This window comes from Dyella sp. (assembly GCF_036384435.1).
In the GTDB taxonomy this organism is placed as follows: Bacteria; Pseudomonadota; Gammaproteobacteria; order Xanthomonadales; family Rhodanobacteraceae; genus GSA-30.
The window spans coordinates 13,611-26,970 of record NZ_DASVMI010000042.1 but is presented as its reverse complement, the minus strand read 5'-3'; the positions used below and the strand labels follow the sequence as shown (position 1 = coordinate 26,970).

Genomic DNA, 13,360 nt, shown 5'->3' with positions numbered 1-13,360 from the left:
CTTGCGTATTTGCCGGCTTGTTAAAGTGAGCCGGTCCCCTCCGGAGCACCCACCATGATCGACCTGTACTTTGCCGCCACGCCGAATGGCCTGAAGATCAAGCTGTTCTTCGAGGAGAGCGGTCTGCCCTGCCGGGTGATTCCGGTAAGCCTGAGCAAGGGCGAGCAGTTCGAGCCCTCCTTCCTGGCCATCTCACCAAACAACAAGATTCCCGCCATCGTCGATCATGCTCCGCTGGGTGGTGGCGCGCCGATCAACCTGTTCGAATCGGGCGCCATCCTGCTTTACCTGGCTGAAAAATCCGGCCGATTCCTTCCGCAGGGCACGCGTGAGCGCGGCGAGGTACTTCAATGGCTGTTCTGGCAGGTTGGAGGCCTGGGACCGATGGCCGGCCAGATCGGGCATTTCAATATCTACGCGCCAGAACCTGTGCCCTACGCGATCGACCGCTATACCCGCGAAACCGCACGCCTTTACGGCGTACTCGATCGCCGCTTGGCGGACCGTCCGTTCATCGCCGGCGAATATTCCATCGCCGATATGGCCATCTACCCATGGATCGTGCCGCACGAAGGCCACGGCCAGTCACTGGACAACTTCCCGCATCTGCTTCGCTGGTTCGAGACCATCGGCGCACGCCCAGCCGCGCAGCGTACGTATGCAGGCGTGGAAAGTTCGTACGTGCGCAGGCATGTGTCGGAGGAGGAACGGCGCGTACTATTTGGCAAGTGAGGGGACGCGTTCGAGATTGGAGCTGGGTGGCGGATGCGCAAGTCCGTAGGCTCAACGCAAAACGCCAGGCCGCGAGAGCGCTTTAGCGACCCGCCGGGATCTCTCAATCTTCGACTCAGCGCCCCACTGCCTGTCTCCCATCCCCCACCGCCAATCCGGCGATACCCACCAACGGCTGAACACCCTGGCACCGGCGCGTTTCCTTCAGCACTACGCAAACGAATGTCATGAAACCAGCCCGTGGCGGGGCGGTATAAACCCTGACGCTGGCCTGTTGTCCAAGCCATAATGTTTTTCTGCGCGCTGCCCGCGCGCCGCTTGATTGGTTGGAGTTGCAATGCGTTCGATTTCCCTGGCTTTGCGCGTCCTTCTGCCCATGATGCTGCTGTTTGCCAGCGCATCGGCCGTGGCCCAGGACGATGGCGACAACCTGCTGCCGGTGACCGAGGCCTATAAGCTAAGTACCGATACCAGCACGCCCGGTGTACTCAAGCTGCATTGGACCATCGCACAGGATTACTACCTCTATCGCGGCCGCATGAAGTTCAAGGGCGGCGACGGCATCACGCTGGGCGAGGCCAGCCTGCCCGATGGCGAGAAGCATCACGACGAGTATCTCGGCGATGTGGAGACCTATCACCACGGCGTGGATGCCAGCATCCCGTATACCGCAGCCCCTGGCACCACGCGACTGGCGCTAAGCGTGCAGTACCAGGGCTGCCACGAGGTGGAACCGAAGATCTGCTATCCGCCTCACACGGAAAAGCTCGACCTGCCGCTGCCGGCTGACGTGCCCCAAGTCGCCGCCCCGGCACCTGGTGCACCGGCCCGGACCCTGGGCAGTGCGTTAAGCCAGTTCGGCAGCAAGCCGACCCCGACCGAACCGGCCGCACCGGGCATGGATGCCGCGCCACTGCCAGCCGAACAGGCCTTTCACTTCGAGGCATTGGCACGCACGCCCAGCGATCTGCTACTGCGCTGGACCATGCCCAAGGGTTACTACCTGTATCGCGACCAGACAGTGCTGCACGCCAAGGGCCTTGATGGCGTGACACTGGAACCTCAATGGCCGGCCGGTACGGACAAAGATGATCCGCATTACGGCCAGACCACCGTGTACTTCGGTCAGTTGGAACTGCCCGTCAAGGTCCAAGGCAATCTTGATGGCCACAAGCAACTGGAGATCGAAGCCAGCTTCCAGGGCTGCCAGGATGGCGGCCTGTGCTATCCGCTCATGACCCAGGCGGTCTCGGTGGACCTGGGCGGAGGCGTCGCTACCGGCACAACCACCGACGGTCCGGCGCCGCAAGCACGCCCCGCATCGAGCGCCCCCCTCGACGTCAGCCTGTGGTCGGCCCTGCTGCTGGCCCTGGGTGGCGGCCTGGTTCTTAACCTGATGCCTTGTGTGCTGCCCGTGCTATCGATCAAGGCCATTGGCCTGATCGAGGGTGGCGAGAGCCCGGCGCGGCGGCGTGGTCATGCCCTGATGTACAGCGCGGGCGTCATGCTCAGCTTCATCGCGCTGGGGCTGGTGATCATCTCGCTCAAACAGGCCTGGGGTTCTCAGATGCAGAACCCCGTCGTGGTGGCCATGCTGGCGTTGGTGATGCTCGCCGTGGCGCTGTCGATGTCCGGCGTAGTGCAGTTCGGCGCTTCGCTGGGCAATACCGGCAGTTCGCTGGCCAACCGCTCTGGCCCGATCGGCGACTTCTTTACGGGCGTGCTGGCTGTCGTGGTCGCCAGCCCCTGTACAGCACCATTCATGGGTACCGCGCTGGCCTATGCGTTTGCCGCGCCCACGGTCAACGCGCTACTGGTATTCGTGATGCTGGGACTGGGCCTGTCGCTGCCATTCCTGGCCATCGGCTACATCCCGGCGCTGGGGCGCCTGTTGCCCCGGCCAGGTGCCTGGATGGAGACGCTCAAGCAGGTGCTGGCCTTTCCCATGTACCTGGCTGCCGCGTGGCTGGCCTGGGTCTTGGCCAACCAGCGCGGCGCCGATGCGGTGGGCCTGTTGCTGGTGGCCGCAGTGATGTTATCGATGACGCTATGGTGGTTCGAGCGCAGCCGCATGCGCGGCCCGCTCAGCCGGATATGCGTGCTGCTGCCGCTGGTGCTGGCGATCGCCCCGGTCTACGTCATGCATCGCCTGCCCGCCGCCGGGCGGAATTCGGGCGCCACCGCTGATGGCATCGTGGCCTTCACACCCGCCAAGCTGGAAGAACTGCGCAAGGCGGGCACGCCGGTATTCGTCGACATGACCGCCGACTGGTGCATTACTTGCAAAGCCAACGAGCACGCCGTGCTGGATACCGATGCTTTCCGCGCGCAGCTCAAGCAGGCTGGCGCCGTGTACATGAAAGGCGACTGGACCAATGAAGATCCCGCCATCACCGCCTTCCTCCAGCAATATCACACCCCTGGCGTGCCGCTTTACGTGTACTTCCCCAAGGGCGACGGCCCCGGCCGCAAACTGCCCACGGTGCTTACCGCATCGCTGGTAGAGCGCGCCCTGGCTCAGGAGTGAACTGCTCAAGAACTCAAGGAGTGGAGTGGTCAGCGGAAAGGTGTGAGAAAAGCGGAGTAGCGCCGTAGCAAGAGACTGGCAAGCGCAGCGGGGCCGGGGTCTGGGCTAGACTTGCCGCCCGTGCTGGCGGAGGGCCAGGGCGTGGGTCGCCCGATGGCGGCTCTCGGGATCCTCCCTGGCTCGCTCACTTATCGCTTACGCATGATCTCGCGCAGCAACACTTTCATTCTCGCCATGGCCGTGCTGGCCGCCGTCGCCGGTGGCTGGTTACAGCATGCAAACCAAGAGGCACGCGCACCGGGAGGTGCCACGCTGGCCGAGCCGGGACAGGTGCGACCGGATCTTTCCCTACCCGATATCCGTGGTCAGCGGCACACGTTGTCCTCGTTCCGCGCGCGTCGGGTGTTGCTCAATGCCTGGGCCACCTGGTGCGGTCCCTGCTTGAAAGAAATGCCCGAGTTGGCTCAAGCGCAAGCCAAGTTCGGCGAAAAGGAGTTGATCGTCGTTGGGATCGCCATGGACGATCCCGGTCGCGTAGGTAATTTTCTGGCTGCTCACCCGGTCAACTACCCAGTGCTGCTGGGGCAACTGGACAACCCCAGCACCTCGCTGCTCCTGGGCGACGATGGCCAGGTTCTGCCCTTTAGCGTGCTTTTGGACGCCGATGGCCGCGTATTGGCAACCTGGCGCGGCCCGTTGCCTCCTGGCAAGCTCGACGATTGGATGAGGCAAATGCCCTAGGCATTTTAGGCAAAGACTGTAGTTTCAGCCTCACCCAGCGGCACGGCCTCTGATCAATACATACGCAGCCGCACGGCCTTCTTCACACTTCTGCACCAAACATCGCCGATCTGCGCCGAACTGGACAAGATCGCCGAGTGCGCGCACACTCCGCCCCGTCCGCACCCGGCCGGTGCGTTTCAGGGAAACAGGCGTGGCGAAGATACTGGTCCTGCACGGGCCCAATCTGAATCTGCTGGGCACGCGCGAGCCGGAGATCTACGGCCACCAGACCCTGGCCGATATCGATGCCGCCCTCGCTCATCAGGCTCATGTCGCCGGCCATGCACTGACCTGTTTCCAGTCCAACGCCGAACATGCCCTGATCGATCGCGTACACCAGGCCCGCGACGAGAGCGTGGGGCTGATCCTTATCAATCCCGGCGCATTCACCCATACCAGCATCGCCCTGCGCGATGCACTGCTTGGCGTGGCGATTCCGTTCATCGAGCTGCACCTGTCTAACGTGCATGCGCGTGAGCCCTTCCGTCGGCATTCGTATCTGGCCGACATCGCAATCGGCCAGGTCTGCGGCTTCGGCCCGGACAGTTATCGATTGGCGCTGGATGCGGCCATCGCGCGGCTAGGCCGCGTGGCCTGACACCTCTATATCCCTTCCGGCCGCCTCGGCGCGGCAGCAACGAAAAAGGTTTTGACCCATGGACTTGCGCAAGATCAAAAAGCTGATCGACCTGCTTGAGGAATCCAACCTCGCCGAGCTGGAAATCAAGGAGGGCGAGGAAGTCGTTCGCCTGTCCCGCGTGCCCAAGGGAAGCGTGACCATGGCCGCCCCCATGGCTGTCGCCGCGCCCGCCGTGGCCGCACCTGCCGTCACGGCAGTAGCCCCGGTGGCCGCCACTCCTGCCGCTCCGACCATGCCGGACGGCCATGTGGTCAAGGCTCCGATGGTCGGTACGTTCTACGCCTCGGCCAGCCCGGGCGCCGCCGCTTTCGTGAAGGTCGGACAGCAGGTCAAGGCCGGCGAGACGCTGGGCATCATCGAGGCCATGAAGATGTTCAACCAGATCGAGGCCGACGTCGGCGGCACGGTGCAGGCCATCCTGATCGAGAACGGACAGCCGGTGGAATTCGACCAACCGATGTTCGTGATCGCCTGAGCGTCGCGCCATGCAGAAGCTTGAAAAAGTACTGATCGCCAATCGAGGCGAAATCGCGCTGCGCGTACTGCGCGCATGCCACAGCCTGGGTATAAAGACCGTCGCCGTGCACTCCACCGCCGACCGCAATCTCAAGCATGTGGGCCTGGCCGACGAGGCCATTTGCATCGGCCCGGCACCATCGGCCGAAAGCTATCTCAACATCCCGCGCATCATCGCGGCAGCCGAGATCACCGACGCCCAGGCCATCCACCCAGGCTACGGTTTTCTGTCCGAGCGCGCCGACTTCGCCGAGCAGGTGGAGAAGTCCGGCTTCATCTTCATCGGGCCGACCGCCGAAGTGATTCGCCTGATGGGCGACAAGGTCGAGGCGATCCGCGCCATGAAGTCTGCCGGCGTGCCATGCGTCCCCGGTTCCGGCGGCCCCTTGGGCGATGACGTCGACGAAAACATGCGCATCGCGCGCGAGATCGGTTATCCGGTCATCATCAAGGCGGCCGGTGGCGGTGGCGGCCGTGGCATGCGTGTGGTGCGCACCGAGGCACACCTGGGCAACGCGGTTACCATGACCAAGCAGGAAGCCAAGGCGGCTTTCGGCAACGACCAGGTGTACATGGAGAAATTCCTGGAAAACCCGCGCCATGTGGAGATCCAGGTATTGGCCGATGGTCAGGGTCATGCCATCCACCTGGGCGAGCGCGACTGCTCGATGCAGCGCCGTCACCAGAAGGTGGTCGAGGAAGCCCCCGCGCCTGGCATCACACCAGAGCTGCGTGCGCAAATCGGCCAGGTCTGCGTGGAAGCGTGCCTGCGTATCGGCTATCGCGGCGCTGGCACCTTCGAGTTCCTGTTCGAGGACGGCCGCTTCTACTTCATCGAAATGAATACGCGTATCCAGGTGGAACATCCGGTGACCGAACTGATTACCGGCATCGATCTGGTACGCGAGCAATTGCTGATCGCCGCGGGCGAAAAACTATCGATCCGTCAGGAAGACATCAGGATCAACGGCCACGCCATCGAGTGCCGCATCAACGCCGAGGACCCGGACAACTTCATGCCCAGTCCCGGCGAGGTCAAGCGTTTCGAGGCGCCGGGTGGCCCCGGTGTCCGCGTGGATACGCATCTGTATGACGGCTATCGCATTCCGCCAAACTACGATTCGATGATCGGCAAGCTCATCGTGCACGGTCCCGATCGCGCGACCGCCATCGCACGCATGCGCCTGGCCCTGGCCGAGACGGTGATCGAGGGCGTCAAGTGCAACATCCCGTTGCAACAGCGCATCATGGCCGATGTCGGCTTCCAGCATGGCGGCCAGAACATCCATTACCTGGAAAAGCGCATGGCCGAGCAGAAGGAAAAAGCAGCCACCGGCGGCTAAAAGAACGGCAGGAGCGACTTCAGTGGCGATGCAAGCTGCGACATGGTCGCGGCTTGGAGGTGTTAAAACCCTCAATCTGCGACTGAATCGCAGATGGCTTCGCGGCTGAAGTCGCTCCTATCTTGCATGATGCAACGCACGTGACGTACCCGATGCCAGAACTTCTATCCCTGCGCCAGACCATCGAAGCGATCGTTGCCTGCGGCGACGACGGCGACGTGTGGGATCGCTATGCCTGGGTCTACGCCGACGGTGACGGCGCCTTGTCGTCACGCTTCTACCTGTCATCCGGCGACGAAGAAGAAGACCTGCTGGTAGACGAGGATGGCGAAGGCCTGCCGCCGTTCGCCGCCGAACATGCACTTACCCATTATCTGGAAGCGGCAACGTTTGCCGATGTGCTGATCGTGCAGAAGCGCCAGCGGCCGATGTCCTCGCTGGACGACTACGCGGTCGCACTCGACTTCTACGTGCACCGCGATGCGTTCCTCGATCTGGGCGAAGCCTCCGAGATCGATGTCGACAACGCACTGCGCGCGGGTATCTCAACCGGCATGTTCACCGAATACGATCTTGTGCTCACGGCTTGTCCGCCCGCCAAGGTCGGCGAGGCGGCACGCACCGCCGTCGACCTGTTTGGCTTGTCCATCGCCGACGCCCTGTCATTATGCCGGCAGTTGCCTTTGAGCCTGGGTCGCCGAGTCAATCTGCGCGACTGCGAAAAAATCGAGCGCCGTTTTGCCGCGATGGGTCTACCGTTGCAAAAAACCGAATACCGCGCCCTACCCTGGGCCTGACCCACCACCACGATCTGCCGGGTGCATGCAACGCCTCTTTGCTCTTACTCTTTACCCTTCTCTCTTTACTCCCTGACTGGCATGCCCTGGCTCGAACTCCATCTCACCGTCCGCGCCGAGCAGCAGCCGCGCGTGGAAGAAGCGCTCGACGATCTGGGCGCGTTATCGATCACCTTGCAGGATGCCGATGCGGAAACGCCCGACGAGCAGGCCATTTTCGAGCCCGGCGTCGGCGAGTTGCCGCTATGGCCCACCATCACGCTGAATGCGTTGTTCGATAACCATACCGATCGGCGTGGCCTTATCGAGGCACTGGGCGATCTGCTGCCATGGATCGAGCCTGAGCAACTGGCGTTTCGCGACGTGGCCGACGAAGACTGGGAACGCGCCTGGATGGACCAATTCAAGCCAATGCCGTTTGGCCGCCGCCTTTGGATCTATCCGTGGAACATCGAGCCGCCGAAAGACGAAGACATCGTCGTGGTGCGTCTCGATCCGGGCCTGGCCTTCGGTAGCGGCACGCATCCGACCACTGCGTTGTGCCTGGAATGGCTGGATGGGCAATCCCTGGCCGGCAAGACCGTCACCGATTTCGGTTGCGGCTCGGGCATCCTGGCGATCGCCGCGCTCAAGCTTGGCGCGGCCCAAGCCATCGGCGTGGACAACGATCCGCAGGCATTGATCGCATCGGCCGACAATGCCGAACGCAACGAAGTGGCCGATCGGCTTGCCCTGTTTCTGCCTGACGATTTCATCGCCGAGCCCGCCGACGTCTTCGTCGCCAATATCCTCGCCGGCCCACTCGGCGAGTTGGCTCCGCAATTCGCCGCGGCCGCCAGACCCGGCGCACCCTTCGCGATTTCCGGCATCCTGCAAGGTCAACAGGATGAACTGCTTGCACGCTACGCTGAATGGTTCGAGGATTTACGCGTGGATGTGCGCGAGGATTGGGTGAGGGTGAGCGGCATACGTCGGCAGTGAAGCCGGCCATGCGGCCTGTGACGAGTCCATGGTGAACAGGAAAAGCGCGCGATACCGCATGGCATCCGCTCAGCTTTTCCTGTTTACTGTTTACTGTTCACCATTGACTGGTTGCACAACAACCAATATTCCATGTACACCCAGTGCCCCCAATGCATGTCCGTGTTCTCGCTCGATGCGCGCACCGTCGCGCAGGCGCACGGGTTTGTCATGTGCGGGCATTGCGGGGAAGGCTTTGACAGCATCGCCACCCTGGCCGATGTGCTGCCGCCGGAGCCGTTCACCGAATTACCGATCAACGAGCCAGGTATCGAGCCGCCACATCTGGAACTGGCGGTCTATCGACCCAAGCCAGTGGTCGTGGTGGAAACGCCGGCCTCGCCATCCGAATCGGCCCATGGTCCTGTCACCGCCTTCGACGATCTGCTGCCCAGCGATTTCGCGCCACGGTTCGTGCGTGAACACGCATCGCGCACGCGGCGCTGGCCGTGGGTGGTGAGCACCTTGTTGTTGCTTCTGTTGCTGGCCGCGCAACTGGGTTGGGCATTGCGCGACCAACTCGTAGCGGACGCAACCGTAGGCCCTGTGCTGCAACAGGCCTGCCTCTCACTTGGCTGTCAGCTGCCGCTGGTGCAGGACGTCAAACAACTTCGACTGCTGGCGCGGGATGTGCAGGCGCATCCTTCGGTGCCCGGTGCGTTGCTGATCAGTGCCACCGTACGCAACGAGGCACACTTCGCACAGCCGTATCCGGTCGTGTCGATTACCCTGTCCGATGTCGATGGCAAACGCATCGCACTGCGCCGGTTGCGACCCGCCGAATATGTCGCCGACAGCTATGCGTTGCAGCACGGCCTGCCGCCGGGTGCCAACACGGCCATCGTGCTGGAAGTGGAAGACCCTGGCAGCAAGGCGGTGGCCTTCGAACTGGGTTTCGAATGATCGTACTTCATTGTGTTTCAAGTGTGGCTAGCGCACCGCAGGGCGCTTGTCCATAAGCCGATGGCGAGAGCGCGCGGTTCGCGGAACGTGGCCCAGGGCTCTTAAAATTCTTTGCCATCACAGGTACACTCGCTCCCCTTGTCCCATGCTGCAACCGGCGTTCCATGCGAGCCGCCGCCCGCGGTATCCGCCATAACCATTGCAGCGGCCCAAGCAGCCGCCGCGTGAGAGAAGTCAAGAGGGATTGCCATTGAACGTGGTCAGGCTGCCTGCTAGCGAGGCCGTGAGGGAGTCTTCGTCGCAGAGCGCGCTGAGCGAGTGCGTCAGTCGTACCGTTCGCCGCTATCTCGCCGACATCGGCGACACCGAATGCAGCGAAGGTCTGCATGCCATGGTCATCCGTGAAGTGGAAGGTCCGCTGTTGCGCGAAGTCCTGGCCTTCCACGAAGGCAACCAGAGCCGCGCCGCCACCGCGCTTGGCATCAATCGCGCCACCCTGCGCAAGAAACTGGCCCAGCACGGCCTGCTGTAAGGCCACATCGCATCCAGGGCGGCCCCTGAAGCTCGCGCCCGCTATAATCAGCGGCTTTCGCCTCTCCAGGAAGCCGCCATGTCACAGCCCGCCATCACACCTATCCGCCGCGCGCTGCTGAGCGTTTCGGACAAGACCGGTCTGATCGCACTGGGCCAGCGCCTGGCCGCTGCCGGCATCGAATTGCTCTCCACGGGAGGCAGTGCCAAGGCATTGCGCGACGCAGGCATCGCCGTAAAGGACGTCAGCGACGTCACTGGTTTTCCAGAGATCATGGACGGCCGCGTCAAGACGCTGCATCCCAAGGTGCACGGCGGCCTGCTCGGCCGTCGCGGCACCGATGACCAAGTGATGACCGACCTGGACATTGCTCCCATCGACCTGTTGGTGCTCAACCTGTATCCGTTCGAGCAGACCGTCGCGCGGGCCGACTGCACGCTCGAACAGGCCATCGAAAACATCGACATCGGCGGCCCGGCCATGTTGCGCTCTGCCGCGAAGAACTGGCACGACGTTGGCGTGCTTACCTCGCCGGACCAGTATGACGAAGCGCTCGCCGAAATCGAGGCACACGGCGGCCTGAGCCGTGCCACGCGCTTCAAGCTGTCGGTCGCGGCGTTCAATCGCGTGTCCGACTACGATGGCGCAATCAGCGACTTCCTCTCCGGCATCACGCTCGACGAAGCACATGGCGCCATCGCCGGGCACGCGGCCTTCCCCGCGCAGATCAATTCGCGCTTCACCAAGGTGATGGATCTGCGCTACGGTGAAAATCCGCACCAGCAGGCCGCGTTCTATCGCGATCGCTATCCGGCACCGGGTACGCTGGCCACGTTCCGCCAGTTGCAAGGCAAGGAATTGTCGTTCAACAACATCGCCGACTCCGATGCCGCGTGGGAATGCGTACGCAGCTTCAAGAAGCCGGCATGCGTGATCGTCAAGCACGCCAACCCTTGCGGCGTGGCCGTGAATCTCGAAGGGATCGGTCAGGCCTACGAACGCGCCTACCAAACTGATCCGACCTCCGCCTTCGGCGGCATCATCGCCTTCAACCGCGTGGTCGACGGCGCAACGGCTCGCACGATGGTCGAGCGACAGTTCATCGAAGTGGTGCTGGCTCCCGGCTATGACGACGACGCCCTCAAGGCTTTTGCCAAGAAAGCCAACGTACGCGTACTGGAAATTCCGCTGCCGACCGATGGCAACCTGTACGACGCGCATCCAGGCAACGATTCGCGCCGTGTCGGCTCTGGCTTGCTGATCCAGTCCGCCGACCGGGGCATGGTCGGACCGGACGAGCTCAAGGTGGTGACTCGCCGCGCCCCCACGGAAGCGGAAGTCCATGACCTGATCTTCGCCTGGAAAGTTGCCAAGTACGTCAAGAGCAACGCGATCGTCTATGCCCGTGATCGTCAGACCATCGGCATCGGCGCAGGTCAGATGAGCCGGGTCTACAGCGCGCGCATCGCGGGCATCAAGGCCGCCGACGAAAAGCTGGAAGTGGCCGGTTCCGTGATGGCTTCCGACGCCTTCTTCCCCTTCCGCGACGGCATCGACGCCGCCGCCGCCGCCGGCATCCGCGCGGTGATCCAGCCAGGCGGCTCCATGCGCGACGGCGAAGTCATCGCCGCCGCCGACGAACACGACATCGCGATGGTCTTTACCGGGATGCGGCATTTCAGGCATTGAGGTGAGGGGTTGGGAGTGAAGGGTCAGCAGGTTCGAGCGCGCGCCCTCAAGACGAGGGGTGAGTAACGAGGGCGCACCGTTCCATGCCTTCCCCAACCCTCACGCAGCCAAAGCGCCTTCGCAACCTGTCGGCCCGGCGCTTTCGCGCGCACTTGCGCCCTCGCCCCTTTCCCCCGAGCGCCACGCGCCCCGCCCACCTACGACTGCCCGCCAAGCCCAACGTCAAACCGGCCCTCATCCGGGCTCAAATCGGGCAAAAATCTGTCAATCGCTGGGAACGGCACTTTTTTGTCATCCAACTGCTGATCTTTCGCCAGCAGCCCGGTAGACTGCGCCTCGACAAGTAATTCACGTTTTCTTCAGGCCGGAAGCCTCGCATGGAACGGATTTTCCCTGCCTTGCTCGACTGGATGTATGCCCATCCGTGTGTCGCCAACCCCGTCAGGGCGGGGAGTTGAGCGATGTTGTTCCCCACGGTGGAATTCGCCATTTTCTTCCTGGTCACCTTGGCTGGCGCCTGGGTGCTGGCCAGCCGTTTGTCCTGGCACAAGCATTTCCTGCTGTTGGCCAGTTATGTGTTCTACGGCTGCTGGAACTGGACCTACGTCCCGCTGTTGTTTGGCATCTCGCTGTTTGCAGGTTTAGTCGCCCAGCGCATCCAGCGCAGCCAAGACCCACGCGTGCGCAAGCGCTGGCTGATCGGCGGCGTAGTGATATGCCTGTCCGCCCTGGTCTACTACAAGTACACCGGATTCCTTCTCCAGAACATGCTCGATGCCTGGGCATGGTTCGGCCGCCCGCCGCAACTGGCGTTCGAAGGCCCGCTGCTGCCGTTGGGCATTTCGTTCTTCGTCTTCCACGCCATCTCGCTATTGGGAGATGTGTATCGCGGCAAGCTCAAGCAGGCGGTGACACTGCCTGACGCTTTGCTCTATGTGGCGTTCTTCCCACAACTGATCGCCGGCCCGATCTTGCGAGCCTCCGACTTCATGCCGCAGTTGGCGGTGCCACGCGATCCGCAAGCCGTGCACGTCAACCGCGGCCTGCTACTGATTATCACCGGTTTGTTCAAGAAGGTGATCATCTCCAACCAGTTGGCGGTGAACCTGGTCGACCCGGCGTTTGCCGCACCGCAGTCGTTGTCCGGCCCAGACATGCTGCTGGCGGTGTACGGCTATGCCGTGCAGATCTACTGCGATTTTTCTGGCTATACGGACATCGCCATCGGCGTGGCGCTGCTGTTCGGTTATCGCTTTCCGGCCAATTTCGACCGCCCATACATTGCCACCGACCCCCAGGACTTCTGGCGTCGCTGGCACATCTCACTGTCGAGCTGGCTGCGCGATTACCTGTACATCCCCCTGGGCGGTTCGCGTGGCGGTAGCTGGTTCACCGCGCGCAACCTGATGATCACCATGCTGCTGGGCGGCCTCTGGCACGGTGCTTCGTGGACATTCGTGATCTGGGGCGCCTTGCACGGCAGCTACCTGATTGCCCATCGCCTGTGGGCAGCCATCCCGGCGATCGAGCGCCTGCGCGACACGACGGCTTGGCGCTGGGTCGCACGCGTGCTGCTGTTTCACGCCGTCTGTGCGGCCTGGATCTTTTTCCGTGCACCGTCGCTGGACCTGGTGGGCGACGTCTTTGCCCGCTTTGCCGTCGCCGGCCCAGTCACCCTGGCCAGCGCCGGCAGCGTGGTGTTGATCGTGCTCGGCATCGCCGGGCAGTACGCACCACCGCGCTGGCACGAAGCCCTGGATCGTGAACTGGCACGCTGGGCCGCGCCCGTGCGCGGGGCTGCCCTGGCCGCCTCATTGTTCGTGATCGAGCTGCTCGGTCCCAGTGGCGTCGCTCCCTTCATCTATTTCCAATTCTGAT

The 13,360-nt window shown here is 62.9% G+C and carries 12 protein-coding genes; all 12 read left to right on the top strand.

Going from position 1 to position 13,360, the window contains the following annotated elements; translation table 11 throughout:
• Positions 1 to 54 precede the first annotated feature (54 nt).
• The 12 genes from VF436_RS03800 (at position 55) to VF436_RS03745 (ending at position 13,359) form a co-directional block, all read left to right on the top strand.
• The gene (locus VF436_RS03800) at positions 55 to 732 is read left to right on the top strand and encodes a glutathione S-transferase N-terminal domain-containing protein (RefSeq protein WP_330902652.1); all 678 of its coding nucleotides are present in this window, start codon (positions 55 to 57) and stop codon (positions 730 to 732) included.
• 337 nt (positions 733 to 1,069) lie between these two features.
• Positions 1,070 to 3,259: a protein-disulfide reductase DsbD gene (locus VF436_RS03795; protein WP_330902651.1), complete on the top strand. Its 2,190-nt coding sequence runs from the start codon at positions 1,070 to 1,072 to the stop codon at positions 3,257 to 3,259.
• Positions 3,260 to 3,460: 201 nt separating this feature from the next.
• Positions 3,461 to 4,000 carry a TlpA disulfide reductase family protein gene (locus VF436_RS03790; protein WP_330902650.1) on the top strand — a complete coding sequence of 180 codons (540 nt, stop codon included), beginning with the start codon at positions 3,461 to 3,463 and terminating at the stop codon, positions 3,998 to 4,000.
• 193 nt (positions 4,001 to 4,193) lie between these two features.
• Entirely contained in the window at positions 4,194 to 4,640 is a 447-nt protein-coding gene (gene aroQ, locus VF436_RS03785; protein ID WP_330902649.1) for a type II 3-dehydroquinate dehydratase, read from the top strand.
• Positions 4,641 to 4,698: 58 nt separating this feature from the next.
• Positions 4,699 to 5,157 (top strand): acetyl-CoA carboxylase biotin carboxyl carrier protein, encoded by a 459-nt coding sequence (gene accB / locus VF436_RS03780; RefSeq protein ID WP_330902648.1) that lies wholly within the window; start codon positions 4,699 to 4,701, stop codon positions 5,155 to 5,157.
• Positions 5,158 to 5,167: 10 nt separating this feature from the next.
• The gene (accC, locus tag VF436_RS03775; RefSeq protein WP_330902647.1) at positions 5,168 to 6,541 is read left to right on the top strand and encodes an acetyl-CoA carboxylase biotin carboxylase subunit; all 1,374 of its coding nucleotides are present in this window, start codon (positions 5,168 to 5,170) and stop codon (positions 6,539 to 6,541) included.
• Positions 6,542 to 6,693: 152 nt separating this feature from the next.
• Positions 6,694 to 7,338, top strand: coding sequence for a DUF7716 domain-containing protein (locus VF436_RS03770; protein WP_330902646.1), 645 nt, complete (start codon positions 6,694 to 6,696; stop codon positions 7,336 to 7,338).
• Between the two features lie 81 nt (positions 7,339 to 7,419).
• Complete coding sequence (gene prmA / locus VF436_RS03765; RefSeq protein ID WP_330902645.1) at positions 7,420 to 8,319, top strand: 50S ribosomal protein L11 methyltransferase; 900 nt, start codon at positions 7,420 to 7,422, stop codon at positions 8,317 to 8,319.
• A gap of 132 nt (positions 8,320 to 8,451) precedes the next feature.
• On the top strand, positions 8,452 to 9,261 hold the full coding sequence (locus VF436_RS03760) for a zinc-ribbon and DUF3426 domain-containing protein (RefSeq protein ID WP_330902644.1): 810 nt from the start codon (positions 8,452 to 8,454) through the stop codon (positions 9,259 to 9,261).
• 250 nt (positions 9,262 to 9,511) lie between these two features.
• Positions 9,512 to 9,793: a helix-turn-helix domain-containing protein gene (locus VF436_RS03755; RefSeq protein ID WP_330902643.1), complete on the top strand. Its 282-nt coding sequence runs from the start codon at positions 9,512 to 9,514 to the stop codon at positions 9,791 to 9,793.
• A 78-nt stretch (positions 9,794 to 9,871) separates the two neighbouring features.
• A complete protein-coding gene (gene purH, locus VF436_RS03750) occupies positions 9,872 to 11,482 on the top strand; it encodes a bifunctional phosphoribosylaminoimidazolecarboxamide formyltransferase/IMP cyclohydrolase (RefSeq protein WP_330902642.1) in 1,611 nt (536 codons plus the stop codon).
• Between the two features lie 461 nt (positions 11,483 to 11,943).
• Positions 11,944 to 13,359 carry an MBOAT family protein gene (locus VF436_RS03745; RefSeq protein ID WP_330902641.1) on the top strand — a complete coding sequence of 472 codons (1,416 nt, stop codon included), beginning with the start codon at positions 11,944 to 11,946 and terminating at the stop codon, positions 13,357 to 13,359.
• Position 13,360: the final 1 nt, after the last annotated feature.